This window comes from Variovorax sp. FG153 (assembly GCF_057809595.1).
Genome location: NZ_JBMDKG010000003.1, coordinates 75,933 through 95,264, shown reverse-complemented (window position 1 = coordinate 95,264; position 19,332 = coordinate 75,933). Strand labels below are relative to the sequence as shown.

16 protein-coding genes are annotated in these 19,332 nt (G+C 68.9%); 2 read left to right on the top strand and 14 right to left on the bottom strand.

Features of this window, described 5'->3' with window-relative positions:
- Positions 1-25: 25 nt before the first annotated feature.
- From ACODT0_RS05665 to ACODT0_RS05655, 3 genes are all read right to left on the bottom strand, one after another.
- Positions 26-925 (bottom strand): amino acid ABC transporter substrate-binding protein, encoded by a 900-nt coding sequence (locus tag ACODT0_RS05665; protein ID WP_057590980.1) that lies wholly within the window; start codon positions 923-925, stop codon positions 26-28.
- Between the two features lie 168 nt (positions 926-1,093).
- The gene (locus tag ACODT0_RS05660) at positions 1,094-2,548 is read right to left on the bottom strand and encodes an aspartate ammonia-lyase (RefSeq protein ID WP_057590979.1); all 1,455 of its coding nucleotides are present in this window, start codon (positions 2,546-2,548) and stop codon (positions 1,094-1,096) included.
- Positions 2,549-2,786: 238 nt separating this feature from the next.
- Positions 2,787-3,773 (bottom strand): LysR substrate-binding domain-containing protein, encoded by a 987-nt coding sequence (locus ACODT0_RS05655; RefSeq protein ID WP_057590978.1) that lies wholly within the window; start codon positions 3,771-3,773, stop codon positions 2,787-2,789.
- Positions 3,774-3,882: 109 nt separating this feature from the next.
- Here ACODT0_RS05655 and ACODT0_RS05650 point away from each other — a divergent pair, with 109 nt between their 5' ends.
- Positions 3,883-5,325, top strand: coding sequence for an amidase (locus ACODT0_RS05650; protein ID WP_296739387.1), 1,443 nt, complete (start codon positions 3,883-3,885; stop codon positions 5,323-5,325).
- 6 nt (positions 5,326-5,331) lie between these two features.
- Here ACODT0_RS05650 and ACODT0_RS05645 read toward each other — a convergent pair whose 3' ends face one another.
- Together ACODT0_RS05645 and ACODT0_RS05640 are read right to left on the bottom strand one after the other, a co-directional pair.
- The gene (locus tag ACODT0_RS05645; RefSeq protein ID WP_489040818.1) at positions 5,332-6,270 is read right to left on the bottom strand and encodes a 2-hydroxyacid dehydrogenase; all 939 of its coding nucleotides are present in this window, start codon (positions 6,268-6,270) and stop codon (positions 5,332-5,334) included.
- Positions 6,271-6,317: 47 nt separating this feature from the next.
- Positions 6,318-8,162, bottom strand: a complete 1,845-nt coding sequence (locus ACODT0_RS05640) for an ABCB family ABC transporter ATP-binding protein/permease (RefSeq protein WP_057590975.1) — start codon at positions 8,160-8,162, stop codon at positions 6,318-6,320.
- 41 nt (positions 8,163-8,203) lie between these two features.
- Here ACODT0_RS05640 and ACODT0_RS05635 point away from each other — a divergent pair, with 41 nt between their 5' ends.
- A complete protein-coding gene (locus tag ACODT0_RS05635; protein ID WP_057590974.1) occupies positions 8,204-8,632 on the top strand; it encodes an acyl-CoA thioesterase in 429 nt (142 codons plus the stop codon).
- A 15-nt stretch (positions 8,633-8,647) separates the two neighbouring features.
- On the opposite strand, the gene ACODT0_RS05630 is transcribed toward ACODT0_RS05635, so the two are convergent.
- The 9 genes from ACODT0_RS05630 to ACODT0_RS05590 all read right to left on the bottom strand — a co-directional run bounded on the left by ACODT0_RS05630 (position 8,648) and on the right by ACODT0_RS05590 (position 19,281).
- Positions 8,648-9,754 (bottom strand): ABC transporter substrate-binding protein, encoded by a 1,107-nt coding sequence (locus tag ACODT0_RS05630; protein WP_409976576.1) that lies wholly within the window; start codon positions 9,752-9,754, stop codon positions 8,648-8,650.
- Positions 9,755-9,997: 243 nt separating this feature from the next.
- Entirely contained in the window at positions 9,998-10,762 is a 765-nt protein-coding gene (locus ACODT0_RS05625) for an enoyl-CoA hydratase (protein ID WP_208509310.1), read from the bottom strand.
- A gap of 37 nt (positions 10,763-10,799) precedes the next feature.
- The gene (locus ACODT0_RS05620; RefSeq protein WP_489040817.1) at positions 10,800-11,393 is read right to left on the bottom strand and encodes a 2-hydroxychromene-2-carboxylate isomerase; all 594 of its coding nucleotides are present in this window, start codon (positions 11,391-11,393) and stop codon (positions 10,800-10,802) included.
- Positions 11,394-11,458: 65 nt separating this feature from the next.
- The gene (locus tag ACODT0_RS05615) at positions 11,459-12,298 is read right to left on the bottom strand and encodes an acyl-CoA thioesterase (protein WP_413761501.1); all 840 of its coding nucleotides are present in this window, start codon (positions 12,296-12,298) and stop codon (positions 11,459-11,461) included.
- 27 nt (positions 12,299-12,325) lie between these two features.
- Complete coding sequence (locus tag ACODT0_RS05610) at positions 12,326-13,222, bottom strand: alpha/beta hydrolase family protein (protein WP_489040816.1); 897 nt, start codon at positions 13,220-13,222, stop codon at positions 12,326-12,328.
- Positions 13,223-13,275: 53 nt separating this feature from the next.
- A complete protein-coding gene (locus ACODT0_RS05605; protein ID WP_422098095.1) occupies positions 13,276-14,475 on the bottom strand; it encodes an acetyl-CoA C-acyltransferase in 1,200 nt (399 codons plus the stop codon).
- An 11-nt stretch (positions 14,476-14,486) separates the two neighbouring features.
- Positions 14,487-16,886 carry a 3-hydroxyacyl-CoA dehydrogenase/enoyl-CoA hydratase family protein gene (locus tag ACODT0_RS05600; RefSeq protein ID WP_489040815.1) on the bottom strand — a complete coding sequence of 800 codons (2,400 nt, stop codon included), beginning with the start codon at positions 16,884-16,886 and terminating at the stop codon, positions 14,487-14,489.
- A gap of 124 nt (positions 16,887-17,010) precedes the next feature.
- Positions 17,011-17,445: a DUF2147 domain-containing protein gene (locus ACODT0_RS05595; RefSeq protein WP_057590967.1), complete on the bottom strand. Its 435-nt coding sequence runs from the start codon at positions 17,443-17,445 to the stop codon at positions 17,011-17,013.
- Positions 17,446-17,484: 39 nt separating this feature from the next.
- The gene (locus tag ACODT0_RS05590) at positions 17,485-19,281 is read right to left on the bottom strand and encodes an acyl-CoA dehydrogenase C-terminal domain-containing protein (RefSeq protein WP_413761505.1); all 1,797 of its coding nucleotides are present in this window, start codon (positions 19,279-19,281) and stop codon (positions 17,485-17,487) included.
- Positions 19,282-19,332 lie beyond the last annotated feature (51 nt).

Genomic DNA, 19,332 nt, shown 5'->3' with positions numbered 1-19,332 from the left:
CGTCATTCACGCAGCGACGCGACGCTTATTCCTTGGTGACGTACTCTTCAGCAGGCTTGTCGTTCGGGTTGGCCCACGCGTTCTTGGTGGCTTCGCCCAGCGGCAGGTTGATGGTGACGTTCGCCGGGGGGATCGGCTTCAGGAACCACTTGTCGTAGAGCTTGGCGAGCTCGCCCGACTTGGCCTGGGCCTTGATGCTGTCGTCCACGGCCTTCTTGAAGGCGGGGTCGTCCTTGCGGATCATGATGGCGATGGGCTCGACGGCCAGCACGTCCGGCAGGATCTTGTAGTCCTTCGGCGACTTCGACTTGGCGGCCAGCGCGGCCAGGATCGAGCCGTCCATCACGAAGGCGTCGGCACGGCCGGTCTCGAGCAGCAGGAAGCTGTCGGAGTGGTCCTTGCCGTAGACCTCCTTGAAGGTCAGGTTCTCGGCGCGCTTCTGCTTGCGCACGGTCTGCAGCGGCGTGGTGCCGGTGGTCGTGGCGACGGTCTTGTCCTTCAGGTCGGCCAGCGAGTTGATGCCCGAGTTCGCCTTCACGACGATCTTGGTTTCCTCGACGTAGGTGGTCACGCCGAAGGCCACGTCCTTCTGGCGGGTGGCGTTGTTGGTGGTGGAGCCGCACTCGATGTCGACGGTGCCGTTCTGCACCAGCGGGATGCGGTTCTGCGAGGTCACGGGCTGGTACTTGACTTCGAGCTTCTTGCCGGCGGCCTTCTCGAGGTCCTTGATGATGTTGGCGCAGACGTCGTAGTGGAAGCCGGTGTACTGGCCGTTGCCCAGCGTGTACGACAGACCCGAGGATTCGCGCACACCTTCGGTGATGACGCCCGATGCCTTGATCTTGGCCAGCGTGTCATTGGCCTGCGCCATCGCGCCGCCGGCGGCGAGCGCCGCGATTGCCAATGCCAGTACTTGCTTTTTCATACGGAAAACTCCTGAGGGTGACGGAAATGAGAGATACAACGAAATTCTAGACATGATGTCTCGGGGGAATACCCGGACCAACCCGGTGCATTTTCCCCGAGCCACGCACCGGGCGGGCGCATAAGGCGCTGCACTGGTGCGGACACGGGATTCGGCATTGTCGGGCTTTCACAAAGCAGCCTTTGTGCCCGACGGTTCCGCGGCCGGCGGCACCGGCACGGACAGGCGCACGGGCTGGGTCAGGTTCTCGGGCACCAGCAGCGCATCCATCTCGGCGCGCGTCATGATGCCCAGCGACTCGGCGACCAGGTCGATCGGCCCGCCCGTGGCCAGCGCGGTCTTGGCGATCAGCGCGGCCTTCTCGTAGCCGATCAGCGGATTGAGCGCGGTGACCAGCGTGACCGACTCGCGCACCCGCTTCGCCAGGAACTCGCGGTTGGCCTCGATGCCGTCGACGCAGTTCAGCTGCAGCGTCCTGCAGGCGTTGCCCAGGTGCTTGATGCTCTTGAACAGGCTCCAGCCCATGATCGGCTCGAAGGCGTTGAGCTGCAGCTGGCCGGCTTCGGACGCCAGGGTCACGGTGATGTCGTTGCCGATCACCTCGAAGGCCACCTGGTTCATCACCTCCGGGATCACCGGGTTGACCTTGCCCGGCATGATCGACGAGCCGGCCTGCCGCGCGGGCAGCCGGATCTCGCCGAAACCGGCCTGCGGGCCGCTCGAGAGCAGGCGCAGGTCGTTGCAGGTCTTGCTGAGCTTGGTGGCCACGCGCTTGAGCACGCCCGACAGCTGCACGAAGGCGCCGGTGTCCTGCGTGGCCTCGATCAGGTTGGCGGCCTGCTTGAGCGGCACGCCGGTCTGCTCGGCCAGGTACTGGCAGGCCAGGTTGGCGTAGCCGTGCGGCGCGTTGATGCCGGTGCCGATGGCGGTGGCGCCGAGGTTGATCTCCTCGATCAGCGCGCGCGCCTCGCCCAGGCGGGCCTCGTCCTCGCCGATCATGATGGCGTAGGTCAGGAACTCCTGGCCCAGGGTCATCGGCACCGCGTCCTGCAGCTGGGTGCGGCCGATCTTCAGCACGTCCTTGAACTCGAGCGCCTTGGCCTCGAAGCTGCGGCGCAGCGCCGCCATGGCCTCGAGCAGCTTGCCGATCGCGAACCACAGCGCCAGCCGCACGGCCGTCGGGTAGACGTCGTTGGTGCTCTGCGAGGCGTTGACGTGGTCGTTGGGGTGCAGCACGTCGTAGCGTGCCTTCTCGTGGCCCAGCTTCTCGAGCGCGAGGTTGCAGATGACCTCGTTGGCGTTCATGTTGGTCGAGGTGCCGGCGCCGCCCTGGATCACGTCGACCACGAACTCGTCGAGCAGCTTGCCCTCGATCAGGTCGTCGCAGGCCAGGATGATCGCGGCCGCGCGGTCGCGGTCGATCGCGCCGAGGTCGGCATTGGCGCGCGTGGCGGCCTTCTTCACGAAGGCCAGCGCGCGCACCAGGTCGGGCATGGCCGACACGCGGGTGCCGGAGATCGCGAAGTTCTCGACCGCCCGGGCCGTGTGCACGCCCCAGTAGGCGGCAACGGGAATCTGCTTCTCGCCGAGGAAGTCGTGTTCGGTTCTGAAGTTGGAGCCCATATCCCACCTCTCGGCTGAAAAAAAGCACGCGAGAACGCGTGCCATGGATTTGCGGTCGTTCGACCCGCGGCCGAAAAACTGCCCGGACTGTAGGGGCGTCATGGCACGGACGCCAATGCTGTTTACGGGAACACTTATGCCTGACTTTTATAGATTGTGCAGTGCACAAACCCATTGCCAAAGGCTATACCCAAACGCCCGGCCCGACCAGCGGCGCTCCCCCTACGGGTTCCCGGAATCAGCGCGGCGGCTGGGTCCCGACGAGGTACGACCACAGCGCGTCGGCCGAGCTCTTGGGCTGCAGCGACTCGAGCCCGGCGGACTTGGCGGCGGCCCGGCCGCCCGTGCGCGGCTGCAGCGGCGCCTGCGGGCGCTCGCGGTAGGCACGGATCTCCATCGTGGCCTCGAGCCGGTCGATCTCGGGCGGCAGCGCACTCACCAGCTTGCGCATGCGCACCTCCTTGCGCACCGCGCTCTGGGGCAGGAAGGCGATGCCGTGGCCTTCGAGCGCCATCACCTTCAGGCCCTCGGCCATGTCGGTCTCGTAGACCCGGTCGAGGTGGATCGCGGTGCCCGATTCCTTGAGCAGCTGGTCGACCACGCGTCCCAGGTAGGCGCCCGGCGCATAGCCCAGGTAGGGCAGCGGCTGGCCGGCGCGGCCCGGCAGCCGGTAGCGCGGCGCGCCCTCGGCGTCGGCCTTGACCCAGGGCGCCACGGTCTCCTCGCCCAGGCTCACCATCTCGTACTTGTTGGCGTCGAGCTGCAGCGGTTGCGAGGGATGGTGGTAGGCGATCAGCAGGTCGCAGCTGCCCTCGACCAGCCGCAGCACGGCGTCGTGCACGTTGAGCGCGATCAGCCGGCTCTTGATCGGGCCGAAGTGCTCGCGCAGGCTGGTGACCCACGAGGGGAAGAAGGTGAAGGCCAGCGTGTGCGGCACGGCGAACTCGATCACGTCCTGCCCGGCGGCCGAATGGCCGCGCAGCATGGCGCGCGTGCTCTGCAGCGCCTGCAGCATCTCGATGGCCTGGCTGTAGAGCGTCTGGCCCGCGGGCGTGAGCCGCGTGGGATAGGAGCTGCGGTCGACGAGGTCGGTGCCGGCCCAGCCCTCCAGCGCCTGGATGCGGCGCGAGAACGCCGGCTGGGTCACGTGCCGCAACTGGGCGGAGCGGCTGAAGCTGCGCGTTTCGGCCAGGCTGATGAAGTCTTCGAGCCACTTGGTTTCCATGGCGGGCGATTATCTGCCGCCGCGCGCGAAGCCGCGGCCGGCGGTGCTCGGGGACAACCCGCGCCCGGCTGCCACATACTGGCGGCTCGCCCTTCCCTCCCTCCACGCCATGCCCACCGACGACTTCCTCGACCTCAGCGCCACCGAGCTTTCCCGCCGCATCGCCGATCGCGGCCTCTCGTGCCGCGAGCTCATGCGAGCCACGCTGGCGCGCATCGACGCCCTGAACCCGCGCTTCAACGCCATCGTCTCGCTGCGGGACCCCGGCGCGCTGCTGGCCGAGGCCGACCAGCGCGACGCCGAGCTGGCGCGCGGCGAGCGCCGCGGCTGGATGCACGGCTTCCCGCTCGCGGTGAAGGACCTGAGCCACGCGGCCGGCCTGCCGACCTCGAAGGGCTCGCCCTTGCCGCCGCGCACGCCCGCGCGCACCGACAGCCTGCACGTGGCGCGCATGCGCGCGGCCGGCGCGGTCGTCATCGGCAAGACCAACACGCCCGAGTTCGGCCTCGGCTCCCACACCTACAACACGGTGTTCGGCACCACGCGCAACGCCTACGCGCCCGAGCGCAGCGCGGGTGGCAGCAGCGGTGGCGCGGCCGTGGCCCTGGCGCTCGGCATGCTGCCGGTGGCCGACGGCAGCGACATGATGGGTTCGCTGCGCAACCCGGCCGCCTTCAACAACGTGATCGGCATGCGGCCCTCGCGCGGGCGCGTGCCCGGCGACCCCGACGAGGAGCTGTTCTTCCAGCAGCTCGGTTGCGAAGGCCCGATGGCGCGCACGGTGGAGGACACCGCGCGGCTGCTCTCGGTGCAGGCCGGCTTCGACGGCCGCGTGCCGCTGTCCTCGCCGCACGCCCTGCCCGCGCCCGACGACTTGCGGATCGAGGGCGAGGTGCGCGGCCTGCGCATCGGCTGGCTCGGCAGCATCTGGAGCGACCTGCCGCTCGAGCCCGGCGTGCTCGCGCTCGGCGAGAGCGCGCTCGCCACCTTCCGCGCGCTGGGCTGCGAGGTCGAGCCCTGCACCCTCGACGTGCCGCGCGCCCACAACTGGAGCGCCTGGCTGCGCCTGCGCCAGCTGCTGGTGGGCGGCAAGCTCGGTGCCTACATGAACACGCCCGCGCTGGTCGAGCAGCTCAAGCCCGAGGCGCGCTGGGAGATCGAACAGAGCCGGCACCTCGATGCCGCCTCGCTGTTCCAGGCCTCGGTGTGGCGCTCGAACGTCTACCGCGCCTTCCTCGCGCTGTTCGAGCGCTTCGACTTCGTGCTGGCGCCGACCGCGCAGGTCTTCCCCTTCGACGCCGAGCTGCACTGGCCCGCGCAGGTGGCCGGCGTGCCGAGCGACACCTACCACCGCTGGATGGAGATCGTCACGCCGTTCACGCTGGCGGGACTGCCCACGCTCAACGTGCGCGCGGGCTTCGGCGAGGCGGGCCTGCCGATGGGGCTGCAGCTCGCGGGGCCGATCCATGCGGACCTCGAGGTGCTGCGGCTCGGGCATGCGTACGACGAGGCCTGCGGGTGGGGCGACCGCAAGCCACCCGTGCTGGGCTGAGTTCGCTCAGACCGGCGTGAGAACCCCACGTCCCGCGAAGTGCCCCTCGGCATTCGCGATGAAATGGTCCACCGACTTCTGCGTCGCCTCGGGCGACCAGCCCGCCAGGTGCGGCGTCAGCAGCACGTTGTCGAGGCCGATCAGCTGTTGCGGCGGCTTCGGCTCGCTCTCGTAGACGTCGAGCGCCGCGCCCGCGATGCGGTTCTCGCGCAGCGCCGCGGCCAGCGCCTCGGTGTCGACCACGCTGCCGCGGCCGATGTTCACGAGGTAGCCCCGGGGGCCGATCGCGTCGAGCACCTCGGCATTCACCAGGTGGCGCGTGGCGGCGCCGCCGGGCGCGGCCAGCATCAGCACGTCGGCCCAGGCGGCCAGCGACTTCAGGTCGCCGAAGTAGCGGTGCGGCGAGCCCTCGCGCGGCGAACGATTGTGATAGCCGATCTCCATGTCGAAGCCCGCCGCGCGCTTGGCGATCTTCTGGCCGATGGTGCCCAGGCCGAGAATGCCGAGCTTCTTGCCCGACACGTTCGGCGGCTGCGGGATCGCCTCGCGCCACACGCCTTCGCGGCACTGGCGGTCGAGGGTGCGAAAGCCGCGCACGATGGCGATCAGCAGGCCGAAGGCATGGTCGGCCACGCAGTCGTCGTTGGTGCCGGCGCCGTTGGCGGTGACGATGCCGCGCGCGCGGGTCACCTCGAGCGGCACGCCCTCGAAGCCCGCGCCCAGGCAGCAGATCAGCTCGACCTTGGGCATGGCCTCGATCTCGGCCGGCGTGATGCCGATCACGCCGATCGTCAGCACGGCGCGGAATTCATGGCCGCGCGCGGCGATCGCGGCCGCGCGGGCTTCGTCGCCGAAGGCATAGGTCATGTCGTAGACCTCGGCAATCTGGGCCTGGTGGGCGCTCGAGAGGCTGTTGAGCACCAGCAGGGGAATCTTGGTCGACACGTCTGAACTCCTGGAATCGTCGAAAAAAACGGAAAGCAATGATCGGGCTAGAGCAAGGGCGCCGCCTCGCTCTTCTGCAAAGCCCACATCTGCGCATAGCGGCCCTGCTTCGCGAGCAGCTCGCCATGGGTGCCGCGCTCGACGATCACGCCGGCCTCGAGCACCAGGATCTCGTGCGCGTCGACCACGGTCGAGAGGCGGTGCGCGATCACCAGCGTGGTCTTGTCCTGCGCCGCGCTCTTGAGCTCGGCCTGGATCGCGCGCTCGTTGGCCGAGTCGAGCGCCGAGGTGGCCTCGTCGAAGATCACGATCGGCGGGTTCTTCAGCAGCGTGCGCGCGATCGCCACGCGCTGCTTCTCGCCGCCCGACAGCTTCAGGCCTCGCTCGCCCACCGTGGTGGCATAGCCCTGCGGCGTGGCGGCGATGAAGTCGTGGATGCGCGCCGCGCGGGCCGCCTCCTCGACCTCCGCGCGCGTGGCGCCCGGGCGACCGTAGGCGATGTTGTATTCGATCGTGTCGTTGAACAGCACCGTGTCCTGCGGCACGATGCCGATCGCGCGGCGCACGCTGGACTGCTGCACCGCGCGGATGTCCTCGCCGCCGATGGTGATGCGGCCCTGCTGCACGTCGTAGAAGCGGTAGAGCAGCCGCGCCAGCGTGGACTTGCCCGAGCCCGAGGGGCCCACCACCGCCACCGTCTTGCCCGCGGGGATCTCGAAGCTCACGTGCTTGAGGATCGGCCGCGCGGCCTCGTAGGCGAAGCTCACGTCCTCGAAGCGCACCGTGGCGTCGGCACCGGCCAGCGGCTGCGCGCCGGGCGCGTCGCGCACCTCGCGCTCCTTCTCCATCAGCACGAACATCTTGTCGAGGTCGGTCAGGCTCTGCTTGATCTCGCGGTAGATCACGCCCAGGAAGTTGAGCGGGATGTAGAGCTGGATCATGAAGGCGTTGACCATCACCAGGTCGCCCAGGGTCATGCGGCCGTCGACCACGCCCGAGGTGGCGCGCCACAGCATCAGCACCAGGCTGATCGCGATCAGCGCCTGCTGGCCCGCGTTGAGCATGCTCAGCGTGCGCTGGCTGGTGATCGCGGCCTTGCGGTAGCGGTCGAGGCTGGCGTCGTAGCGCTTCGCCTCGAAGGCCTCGTTGTTGAAGTACTTGACGGTCTCGTAGTTCAGGAGCGAATCGACCGCGCGGCTCTGCGCCAGCGAGTCGAGCTCGTTCATGGTCTTGCGGAACTGGGTGCGCCACTCGGTCACGGTGACCGTGAAGCCGATGTAGAGCACCAGCGCCGCCAGCGTGATCCAGACGAACAGCGCATCGAATTTCACGCCGAGGATGGCGAGCACCAGCACCAGCTCGATGATGGTCGGCACGATGCTGTAGAGCGACATCGAGATCAGCGAATGCACGCCGCGCGTGCCGCGCTCGATGTCGCGCGTCATGCCGCCGGTCTGGCGCTCGAGGTGGAAGCGCAGGCTCAGCGAATGCAGGTGGCCGAACACCTCGAGCGCGATGCGGCGCGCCGCGCCCTCGGTGGCCTTGGCGAAGATCAGCTCGCGCAGCTCGTTGAAGAGCGAGGTGCTGAAGCGCAGCAGCCCGTAGGCCACCAGCAGCGCGATCGGCACCACGAGCAGCGCCTGCGCCATGTCGGGCTTGGGCGTCATGGCGTCGACCAGGTTCTTCAGCAGCAGCGGCACGCCGACGTTGGCCACCTTGGCCGCCACCATGAAGCCCAGCGCGAACAGCACGCGCCACTTGTAGTCCCACAGGTAGGGAAAGAGGCGCCGCAGCGTGGCCCAGTCGGAGCGGTCGGCGCGCGCGGGCGCATGGCCGCCGGCGTGCGGTGGGGAGGAGGTGGGGGTGGAAACGGCTTCGCCGGCGCGGCGCATGAGGGACAATCGTGGTCGTTTTTCTGCCCTGATTGTTGCCCATGTCCGATTCCCCCAGTGCCGACGCCGCCGCCACCCTGAAGAGCCTGCCCACCGACATGGAGCTGGTGCTCAAGGTGATCCCGATGCCGGCGGACTGCAATGCCAACGGCGACATCTTCGGCGGCTGGGTCATGGCCCAGTGCGACCTGGCCGGCTCGGTGATCCCGGCGCGCTACGCCAAGGGGCGCCAGGCCACGGTGGCGGTCAACGAGTTCATCTTCAAGCAGCCGGTGCGCATCGGCGACATCCTGTCCTTCTATTCGAAGCTGGTGCGCATCGGCCGCACCTCGATCACCGTGACCGTGGAGGTCTTCGCCGAGCGCTTCCGGGCGCAGGGCGAGTACATCAAGGTGACGCAGGCCACCTTCACCTACGTGGCGATCGACGACAGCGGGCGGCCGCGGGCGATCGAGCAGCCGGCGGCCTGATCGGCCCGGGCAGCCTCACAGCGCCGGATCGCGCACCTTCTCGAAGCGCTCGAACTCCCGGTTGATCCAGCGCCCGTCGCGGCGCTCGGTGCGGCGGATATAGACCGTCTGCACGATGTCGCGCGTGTAGGCGTCGATCTCGATCGGGCCGCGCGGGCTCTCGAGCTTGAGGCCGCGGAAGGCGTCGATCAGTTTCTCGGGGCTGCCGCCGCCGCGCATCAGCGGCGAGGCCATCGCGAGGTCGAGCGCCGCGAAGGCATCGTGCGCGGCCACCGCGAAATAGCCGGGCCGCAGGTGCGAGCCGTACTCGGTCTCGAAGGCCGCGACGAAGCGGCGGTTCTCGGGCGACTCGTGCGCGTACGAATAATGGTGGCTGGTGACCAGCCCTTCGGCCAGCTCGCCGATGTTCTGCAGGTAGTGGTCGTCGGTGGCGTCGCCGGTCGACAGCAGCCGGATGCCGGTGTCGGCCATGCCGCGGTCGCGCCAGGCGCGCAGGAAGCCGGCCGGCATCTGGCCCGAGGGCAGGAAGAAGAACACCGCCTGCGGCTTGAGCTCGCGCAGCCGCAGCATGTAGGCCGTGTAGTCCTGCGTGGCCAGCGGCACGCGCAGCATCGCGCCGACGTTGCCGCCGCCGGCCGTGATGCCCGAGACGAAGGCGGTCTCGGCATCGACGCCCGAGGCGTAGTCGGCCGTCACGGTGCAGACCTCGCGCAGCCCCTCCTTGAGCGCCCAGCGCGCCAGCGGCAGCGTGACCTGCGCGATGGTGAAGGACACGCGCACCGTGTAGGGCGAGCGCGCGGTGATGCCCGAGGAGGCCGCGTTCATGATCACCGTGGGCACCTTGGCCTGCGTGGCGACGGCCGCCACGGCATAGGCGTTGGAGCTGAAGTGCAGGCCGGTCAGCAGGTCGACGCGCTCGTTCTCCACCAGGTCGAGCGCGAGCCGGCGCGCCATGTCGGGCGCGCTCACGGGCACGTCGCGCCGCAGCAGTTCGACCGGGCGGCCCGCGATCTGCTGGTTGTGCGCGCCGAGCCAGATCGCCATGCCGGCGTCGAACTGCCGGCCGCCACCGATGTAGGCGCCCGACCAGGGGCCGATGACGCCGATGCGCAGCGGCCGCACGCGCGCGAGCACCACCGAAGGCGCCGCCAATGTGGCGCCGAGCAGGCCCAGGGCTTGCCTGCGGGTTGGTCGAATTGCTACCTTTTCAGTAGCATCGAACGACCGCTGGGTGCGGGCTGCTGGCGTGTGTAACTGGAGGACTGGCACGCGAATCAGTGTACGCGTGCGACCCCGCCGAAGGGGCCCCGGCGGCTTGTGGAAAGCCCGTAGAACGCAGGTTGTAGGTACCGACCCGCAGCGCGCTCAGAGCTTCGAGAAATCCGGCTTGCGCTTCTCCATGAACGCGCCGAAGGCCTCGCGCGCCGCGGGCTCGCGCAGCATGCGGCCGAAGCTCGCGCCCTCCTCGTCCATGCGCTCGATGACCGCGGGCAGCTGCGCCTTCTTGAGCAGCCGCTTGGTCTCGACCAGCGCGCTCAGCGGCTTGGCCGCGAGCTTGCGCGCCTGGGTCTGGGCGATGGCATTGGCCTCGGTCGGCGGCACCACGCGGTTGACCAGGCCGACCTCGAGCGCGGCCTCGGCCATGAAGGGCTCGCCCAGCAGCAGCGCCTCGGCCGCGCGGTGGTAGCCGAGCATCTGCGGCACCAGCAGGCTCGAGGCCGCCTCGGGGCACAGGCCGAGGTTGACGAAAGGCATCGAGAAGGCCGCGTTGTCGCCCGCGTAGACCAGATCGCAATGGAACAGCATCGTGGTGCCGATGCCCACGGCCGGGCCGCAGACGGCCGCGACGATCGGCTTCGGGAAGGTCGCGATGCCGCGCAGGAAGCGGAACACCGGCGAGTCCTTGCCCGCGGGCGGCGCGTTGAGGAAGTCGCCGATGTCGTTGCCGGCGCTGAAGATGGTCGGGTCGCCCTGGATCAGCACGCAGCGCACGGCCGCGTCGCCCTCGGCCTTGGCCAGCGCATCGGCCAGCTCGGCATACATGGCGCTGGTGATCGAGTTCTTCTTGTCGACGCGGTTGAAGGTGATGGTCATCACGCCGGCTTCGGCGTGGACGAGGATGTCGCTCATGGCTTGTGTCCTGTGGAAAGAAGAAAGAGAAAAGGGATCAGGCCGCCAGCGCCTCGCGCACGAAGTCGAGCCGGTCCTGGCCCCAGAACATGTCGCTGCCCACGAACATGGTGGGCGCGCCGAACACGCCGCGCGCCACGGCCTCCTGCGTGACGGCCTTCAGGCGGTCCTTCACGTCCTGCCGGCCCGCGAGCGCGAGCAGCGCGGCCGGGTCGAAGCCCGCGGCCTGCAGCACCGCGCCAACCTCGGCCGGATCGTTGAGGTTGCGCGGCTCGACCCACATCGCGTGGTAGATCGCGTCGACATAGGCCGCGAAGCGCGCGGGCTGTTCCATCTGCACGCCGGTGGCGCCGCGCATCAAGAGCAGCGTGTTGATCGGGAAGTGCGGGTTGTGCACGAAGGGCACGCCGTAGCGCTTCGCGAAGCGCTGCAGGTCGGTCGTCATGTACGACCCCTTGGGCGCGATCTCGGCCGGCGAGTGGTTGCCCGTGGCCTGGAACACGCCGCCCAGCAGCAGCGGTTTCCAGACCAGCTCGGCGCCGGTGTCGGCGCACACGTGGGGCAGCTGGGTCGCGGCGAGGTAGGCGGCGGGGCTGCCGAAATCGAAATAGAACTCGACGGTCTTCGTCATGCGGCGTTGTCTCCTGGGTGGGCTGGATTCTCTCCGGGCGGCCGCGGGCCTTGCGAAACCGGAGGCTATTCCTTGTAGTAGACGATCTGGTTCGAGGTCGCGAGCAGCACGCCGGCCTCGCTCCACAACTGCGCGGTCTGGTCGAAGAAGCCGTTGAAGAACTGCTGCCCCGTCGCCTGCCCGAGCAGGAAGCCGGTGCCGACCTCGGCCAGTTGCGCCGCGTCGGCGTGGAAGTAGGTGGTGATCGACACCGTGCCGGCCGGCACGTGCTTGGCGCGGCGCAGCCAGATGCGTGGATAGAACACGTCGCTCATGGCCGCGAGCGAGGGCAGGTCGAGCGGCCGCGGCTGCGCGTCGCGCACCCAGATGCGGGTCTGGCTGTGCTGCAGGCTGCCGTCCCACTGCGCGGGAATGCCGCCGCTGAACGGGCGCATCTCGTACTGCTGCACCCAGGCCACGCCAGCCGGGCCGATGCGGATCGGCTCGACCGCCTCGGGCTTCGGCACCTCGGGCATGGCGAGGTCGCTCCGGCCCCAGGTCTCGCGGCGCGCGGCCGTCACCACGGTGGCGGTGGTCGTCATGTTCGGCGCGCCGCCCGCGCCGGGCTGCGTGATCTGCACGGTCCAGTGCTGGGTCGAGCGGTTGGTGCGCACCGCGGTCGCCTGCACGTCGAAGGCACCGGCCTCGAGCGCGGCCGCGTAGTTCACGGTCAGTGCGATCGGCGTGCCCAGCAGGTCCGGATGCTGCAGCACGGACTGCAGCGCGACCGCCGCGGTGGTGCCGCCGAAGGGACCGACCATGTTCCAGTAGTCGGGGCTGGTGGTGCCCGTGAAATGGCCCGCGCGCAGGTCGCTGTGCTGCAGCGCGATGGCCTTGTCGAAGGGATGGGGAGTGCTCGTGCTCATGGCCGCAGTGTGCTCCGGCGCGCGGCCTCAGGCAGTCGTGTGCGGGACGCCGGGCGCGGTCGTCAACGCGCCCAGCCGATGCAGCTTGTCGACCGTGGCGGGCCACAGGCTCTGGCTGAACTGCTCGCGGAAGAAGCCGAAGTGGCCGATGCGCCGCGCCTGCACGTCGGCCGGCGCGATGCGCTCGATGGCGCGCGGCGCCTGGTCGTAGAAGCTCACCAGGCTGTGCGTACCGGCCAGCGTCATCAGTTCGTCGTCGGTCATCGACAACGCGAGCACCGGGAAGCGCACGCGGCTGTAGCTCTTCTGCGCCAGCTCGCCCTCCGCGCCCACGCTGTAGCGCGGGTTCAGGCACCAGCGCCGCCATTGCAGGATCACGCCGCGCGGCAGGTCACCCACCTTCCTGAGCTTGCGGCCCGGGAAGTAGCCGCACAGCCGCGTGACCAGCGGCACCAGCACGAACCAGAAGTAGAGGATGCTGCGCTTGAGCCGCGGCGCGTTCTCGCGCCAGTAGCCGCTGCCGGCCGCGATGCTCACCAGGCCGTCGACCTGCTCGGGGCGCTGCAGGAAGCCCGGCAGCTGCGCGCCGAGGCTGTGGCCCAGCAGGTAGAGCGGCTGCGCGGGCAGCGCGGCCTTGGCGGCGTCGATGACCGCCTCGTAGTCGCGCGCCCAGTCGAACAGGTCGGCCTCGAAGCCGCGCAGCGAGGCGGCGCCGCGCGAGTCGCCCGAGCCGCGGTAGTCGAAGGTCCAGACGCGCAGCCCCTGGCCCGCGAGCCAGCGTGCGAAGGCCTCGTAGAAGGACTGGCGCACGCCCATGGCGCCGCCGATCACGATGCTGGCGCGCGGCGCGCCCGCGGGTTCGTAGCGGCGCACCGCCAGTTCGTGCGTGCCGCCGTCGACCGGCAGCTGCTGCGTCTGATGCATGGCTTGTCTCCTTCTGGCGCCGGCCCTCGTCGCGTGGCCTGGCGCGTGATCGATCAGACGCGCTCGAAGATGCCGGCGGCGCCCTGCCCCATGCCCACGCACATCGTGACCATGCCGTACTTGAGCTTCTCGCGCTGCAGCGCGTGCACCACCGTGGCCGAGCGGATCGCGCCGGTCGCGCCCAGCGGATGGCCCAGCGCGATCGCGCCGCCCATCGGGTTGACCTTCGACGGGTCGAGCCCCAGGGTGTTGATGACCGCGAGCGACTGGGCCGCGAAGGCTTCGTTGAGCTCGATCCAGTCGATGTCCTGCTGGCTCAGGCCGGCATAGCGCAGCGCCGCGGGAATCGCCTCGATCGGGCCGATGCCCATGATGTGCGGCGGCACGCCCTTGCTCGCGAAGCTCACGAAGCGCGCCAGCGGCGTCAGGCCGAACTGCTTGACCGCCTTCTCGCTGGCCAGGATCAGCGCGCCCGCGCCGTCGGAGGTCTGCGAGCTGTTGCCGGCCGTGACCGTGCCGCGCGCGGCGAACACGGTGCGCAGCCTGGCGAGGCCTTCGATCGAGGTGTCGGGGCGCGCGCCTTCGTCGAGGTTCACGGTGCGCGTGGTCGCGATCGCTTCGCCGCTCTCGAGATCGGGCGCGCGGTCGGTCACTTCGATCGGCGTGATCTCGTCCGCGAACTTGCCGGCCTTCTGCGCGGCCAGCGCCTTCTGGTGCGAGGCCAGCGCGAATTCGTCCTGGGCCTGGCGGCTCACCTTCCACTGCTGCGCGACCTTCTCGGCCGTCAGGCCCATGCCGTAGGCGATGCCCACGTCGCCGTCGCGCTCGAAGATGGACGGCGACAGCGAGGGCGAGTTGCCCATCATCGGCACCATGCTCATGCTCTCGACGCCGGCCGCGATCATCACGTCGGCCTCGCCGACGCGGATGCGGTCGGCCGCCATCTGCACCGCCGACAGGCCCGAGGCGCAGAAGCGGTTGACCGTGATGCCGCCGACGCTGGTCGGCAGGCCCGCGAGCACCGCGCCGATGCGCGCGACGTTCAGGCCCTGCTGCGCCTCGGGGATCGCGCAGCCGCAGATGATGTCCTCGATGGCCTTCGGATCGAGACCGGGCACTGCAGCCAGCGCGGCCTTCAGCGTGGTCGCGAGCAGGTCGTCGGGACGGTGGTTGCGGAAGTAGCCGCGGTGCGACTTGCCGATGGGGGTGCGGGTGGCCGCGACGATGTAGGCGTCTTGTACTTGCTTGCTCATGAAATCCGTCCTCAGTTGCGCACCGGCTTGCCGGTGCTCAGCATCCCCATGATCCGCTCCTGCGTCTTGGGGTGCACGATGAGCGAGCAGAACGCCTTGCGTTCCAGCGCCATCAGGTATTCCTCGGTCACGAGCGAGCCCGCGTCCACGTCGCCGCCGGTGACCACGTTCGCGATCAGGCTCGCGATGTGGAAGTCGTGCGCGCTGATGAAGCCGCCATCGCGCATGTTCACGAGCTGGCCCTTGATCGTCGCGGCGCCGCTGCGGCCCGCCACGCGGAAGGTGCGGCGCAGCGGCGGGCGGTAGCCGGCGTCGGCCATGGCCTTGGCCTGCTGCAGCGCCACGTAGAGCAGCTCGTCCTTGTTCGGCACGATCACGTCGCTGTCGAGCAGGTAGCCGAGCTTCCTCGAATCGAGCGCGCCGGTGCCCACCTTGGCCATCGCCGCGGCCGTGAAGCCTTCGGTGAGGAAGGGCAGCAGGTCGGTGCCGGTCGAGGCCGAGGCGTTCTCGGCCGCGCGGCGCGCGATGTAGGTCAGGCCGCCGGCGCCGGGGATCAGGCCCACGCCGACCTCGACCAAGCCGATGTAGCTTTCCATCGCCGCCACGCGCTTCGACGAGTACACGGCCAGTTCGCAGCCGCCGCCCAGCGCCAGGCCGCGCACGGCCGAGACCACCGGCACGTTGGCATAGCGAATCTTGAGCATCACGTTCTGCAGCTCTTCCTCCGCGCCCTCGACCGCGCCGATGCCCGCGACCACGAAGGCCGGCAGCATCGCCTGCAGGTCGGCGCCGACCGAGAACATCTCGTCGGGCGACCAGATCACCAGGCCCTTGTATTCGGCCTCGGCGAGGTCGACCGCGGCGCCCAGCGCCTCGGCCACGTCGGGGCTGATGGCGTGCATCTTCGAATGGATGCTGGCGATCAGCACCTCGCCATCGAGCGTCCACACGCGCACGTCGCCTTCGTCGCTGATCGTGGTGCCGGCCGTGTTGGCATCGGCTGCGTTCGCGCCGAGCACGCTCTCGGGGAACAGCTGGCGGTCGTGCACCGGCAGCTTGCGCTGCGGCACGAACTTGTTCTGCGAGGCGCTCCACGAGCCTTCGGGCGTGTGCACGCCGCCGGCCTCGGCCACCGGGCCTTCGAACACCCACTTGGGCAGCGGCGCGCTGCTCAGCGCCTTGCCGGCGTCGATGTCCTCCTGCACCCACTTCGCGACCTGCGCCCAGCCGGCTTCCTGCCAGAGCTCGAACGGGCCCTGCTTCATGCCGAAGCCCCAGCGCATCGCGAAGTCGATGTCGCGCGCGCTCTCGGCGATGTCGCCCAGGTGCACGGCCGCGTAATGGAAGCCGTCGCGCAGGATCGCCCAGAGGAACTGGCCCTGCGGCCCTTCGCTCTCGCGCAGCAGCTTCAGGCGCTCGCCCGCGGGCTTCTTGAGCATGCGGCCGTAGACCTCGTCGGCCTTGGCGCCGGCGGGCACGTAGTCGCCGCTCTGGAGGTCGAAGCGCAGGATGTCGCGGCCCACCTTCTTGAAGAAACCGGCCTTGGTCTTCTGGCCCAGGTTCTTCAGTTCCAGCAGCTTGGCGAGCACCGGCGGCGTCGCGAAGTTGGCGTAGAAGGGATCGGTCTCGGCGTTGAGGTTGTCCTGCAACGTCTTCACCACGTGGGCCATGGTGTCCAGGCCCACCACGTCGGCGGTGCGGAAGGTGCCCGAGCTCGCGCGGCCCAGCTTCTTGCCCGTGAGGTCGTCCACCACGTCGGGCGTGAGGCCGAACTTCTCGACTTCCTTGAGCGTGGCCAGCATGCCGGCGATGCCGACGCGGTTGGCGATGAAGTTGGGCGTGTCGTGCGCGCGCACCACGCCCTTGCCGAGCGTGCTGGTGACGAAGGCCTCGAGGTCGTCGAGCACCTGCGGCTGCGTGGTGGGCGTGTTGATCAGCTCCACCAGGAACATGTAGCGCGGCGGATTGAAGAAGTGGATGCCGCAGAAGCGCGGCTTCAGCGCTTCGGGCAATGCCTCGCTGAGCTTGGTGATCGACAGGCCCGAGGTGTTCGAGGCCAGGATCGCGTGCCTGGCGACGTGCGGCGCGATCTTCTTGTAGAGATCGAGCTTCCAGTCCATGCGCTCGGCGATCGCCTCGATCACCAGGTCGCACTCGCCGAGCAGGTCGAGGTTGTCGTCGTAGTTGGCCTGTTGGATCAGGCCCGCATCGGCCACGTCGCCCAGCGGCGCGGGCTTGAGCTTCTTGAGGTTGTCGATGGCGCGCGTGACGATGCCGTTCTTCGGGCCTTCCTTGGCCGCCAGGTCGAACAGCACCACCGGCACGCGCACGTTGACGAGGTGGGCCGCGATCTGCGCGCCCATCACGCCGGCGCCGAGCACGGCGACCTTCTTCACTTGAAATCTGGACATAACAGAGCTTTTTGGGGTTCTGACTTATTCGGGGAACACCGTGGAACCGGCTTTGCCGGGCCACTGGTGTTGCCCCCTTGAGGGGGGAGGCGGCTACACGAAGTGAGCAAGCAACGGGGGTGGGTCAAGGAACGCGGTTCCAGGTTTGGGTGCGCCAGAAGGGGCCGAGGTAGCCGCGCACTTCGAGCTTCTTGCCGCCGTCGATCGGCGTGAAGCTCGCGCGGTATTCCTTGCCGTTCTCGGGGTCGAGGATCTTCCCGCCCTCCCAGACGTCCTTGCCGTCGGCCTTCTTGCCGCCGCGGATGATCTCCAGGCCCGCGATCGGCTGGCCCTTGCGGTCGTCCGAGCATTCGTCGCAGACCGCGTCGGGCTTGCCGTCCTTCTTCAGCGACTTCTCGATGCGGCCAACGAGCGCGCCGCCGGTCTCGCCGATGCGGATCTCGGCCTTGGCCTCGCCGGTCTTGTCGTCGACGTTGCGCCACAGGCCCACCGGAGTGGTCTGGGCCAGGGCCGTGACCGAGGTCGCGACGAGGACGAGGGCTGCAAGCGTTGCTTTCATGGTCGGCTCCGGAAGTGGTCGAAGAGGGGAGGCGCGGACTCAGGCCAGCGCGGCGTCGGTGTCCATCAGCACCTTGCTGCCGGCACGGGCCGTGCGCATCAGCGTCGCGGTCTCGGGGAACAGCTTGGCGAAGTAGAAGCGCGCGGTCTGCAGCTTGGCGACGTAGAACGGATCGCTGTTGCCGGCCGCGATCTCGCGCAGCGCGACCTGCGCCATGCGAGCGAACAGGTAGCCGAACACGAAGTGGCCGGCCACGCGCAGGTAGTCCACCGCGGCGGCGCCGACTTCATCGGGGTTCTGGAAGCCCTTGAAGCCGATCTCGGTCGTGAACTTGGTGAGCTGGTCGCCCAGGCCCGCGATCGGATTGATGAACTCGGCCATCTTCTCGTTCACGCCCTCTTCTTCCACCAGCTTCGCGACCAGCTTGCCGAACTTCTTCAGCGAGGCGCCGTTGTTGCCCAGCACCTTGCGGCCCAGCAGGTCGAGCGACTGCACGGTGTTCGTGCCTTCGTAGATCATGTTGATGCGGTTGTCGCGCACGTACTGCTCCATGCCCCATTCCTTGATGAAGCCATGGCCGCCGAAGACCTGCATGCAGGCATTGGTCGCGATGTGGCCGTTGTCGGTGATGAAGGCCTTCACGATCGGCGTGAGCAGCGCGACGAGTTCGCCGCTGTCCTTGCGCACCTTCTCGTCGGGATGGTGGTGCTCCTTGTCGAGCAGCAGGGTGCAGAACACCTGCAGCGCGCGGCCGCCCTCGGCATAGGCCTTGGCGGTCAGCAGCATCTTGCGCACGTCGGGGTGCACGATGATCGGATCGGCTTCCTTGTCCTTGGCCTTCACGCCCGACAGCGAGCGCATCTGCAGGCGGTCCTTGGCATAGGCCAGCGCGTTCTGGAACGCCACCTCGGTCAGGCCCAGCGACTGGTTGCCCACGCCCAGGCGCGCGGCGTTCATCATCACGAACATCGCGGCCAGGCCCTTGTTGGGCTCGCCCACCAGCGTACCGGTGGCGCCCTCGATCACGATCTGCGCGGTGGCGTTGCCGTGGATGCCCATCTTGTGCTCGAGGCCGGCGCAGAAGATCGGGTTGCGCTCGCCGAGCGAACCGTCGGCCTTGACGTGGAACTTCGGCACCACGAACAGGCTGATGCCCTTGCTGCCCTTGGGCGCGTCGGGCAGCCGGGCCAGCACCAGGTGGATGATGTTGCCGGCCATGTCGTGCTCGCCGGCCGAGATGAAGATCTTGTTGCCGGTGATGCGGTACGTGCCGTCGGCCTGCGGTTCTGCCTTGGTGCGCAGCAGGCCGAGGTCGGTGCCGCAGTGGGGTTCGGTCAGGCACATGGTGCCGGTCCATTCGCCGCTCACCAGCTTGGGCAGGTAGGTCTTCTTCTGCTCGTCGGTGCCGTGCGCCACCAGCGCCTCGTAGGCGCCGTGCGAGAGGCCCGGGTACATGGTCCAGGCCTGGTTCGCGCTGTTGAGCATCTCGAACAGGCACTGGTTGACCACGAAGGGCAGGCCCTGGCCGCCGAAGGCCGGGTCGCACGACAGCGCGGGCCAGCCGCCCTCGACGTACTTGGCGTAGGCCTCCTTGAAGCCCGTGGGCGTCTTCACTTCGTGCGTGGCCTTGTCGAGCACGCAGCCTTCCTCGTCGCCGCTGATGTTGAGCGGGAAGGTGACCTCGGCCGCGAACTTGCCGGCCTCCTCGATCACCGCGTTGATGGTGTCGGCGTCGGTCTCGGCGTGCGCGGGCAGCGCCTTGAGTTCCTCGGCGACGTTGAGCACTTCGTGCAGCACGAATTGCATGTCGCGCACGGGCGGGTTGTAGCTGGGCATCCGGAACTCTCCTGGTCGAACTGAAAGATGAAAGGGAAGAAAAAAACGGTG

Coding starts and splice junctions, on each gene's coding strand:
- ACODT0_RS05620 (WP_489040817.1), bottom strand. CDS start 11,393: ATGACGAAGACCGTCGAGTTCTATTTCGATTTCGGCAGCCCCGCCGCC.
- ACODT0_RS05665 (WP_057590980.1), bottom strand. CDS start 925: ATGAAAAAGCAAGTACTGGCATTGGCAATCGCGGCGCTCGCCGCCGGC.
- ACODT0_RS05625 (WP_208509310.1), bottom strand. CDS start 10,762: ATGAGCGACATCCTCGTCCACGCCGAAGCCGGCGTGATGACCATCACC.
- ACODT0_RS05605 (WP_422098095.1), bottom strand. CDS start 14,475: ATGAGCAAGCAAGTACAAGACGCCTACATCGTCGCGGCCACCCGCACC.
- ACODT0_RS05650 (WP_296739387.1), top strand. CDS start 3,883: ATGCCCACCGACGACTTCCTCGACCTCAGCGCCACCGAGCTTTCCCGC.
- ACODT0_RS05590 (WP_413761505.1), bottom strand. CDS start 19,281: ATGCCCAGCTACAACCCGCCCGTGCGCGACATGCAATTCGTGCTGCAC.
- ACODT0_RS05610 (WP_489040816.1), bottom strand. CDS start 13,222: ATGCATCAGACGCAGCAGCTGCCGGTCGACGGCGGCACGCACGAACTG.
- ACODT0_RS05600 (WP_489040815.1), bottom strand. CDS start 16,886: ATGTCCAGATTTCAAGTGAAGAAGGTCGCCGTGCTCGGCGCCGGCGTG.
- ACODT0_RS05635 (WP_057590974.1), top strand. CDS start 8,204: ATGTCCGATTCCCCCAGTGCCGACGCCGCCGCCACCCTGAAGAGCCTG.
- ACODT0_RS05640 (WP_057590975.1), bottom strand. CDS start 8,162: ATGCGCCGCGCCGGCGAAGCCGTTTCCACCCCCACCTCCTCCCCACCG.
- ACODT0_RS05615 (WP_413761501.1), bottom strand. CDS start 12,298: ATGAGCACGAGCACTCCCCATCCCTTCGACAAGGCCATCGCGCTGCAG.
- ACODT0_RS05655 (WP_057590978.1), bottom strand. CDS start 3,773: ATGGAAACCAAGTGGCTCGAAGACTTCATCAGCCTGGCCGAAACGCGC.
- ACODT0_RS05595 (WP_057590967.1), bottom strand. CDS start 17,445: ATGAAAGCAACGCTTGCAGCCCTCGTCCTCGTCGCGACCTCGGTCACG.
- ACODT0_RS05660 (WP_057590979.1), bottom strand. CDS start 2,548: ATGGGCTCCAACTTCAGAACCGAACACGACTTCCTCGGCGAGAAGCAG.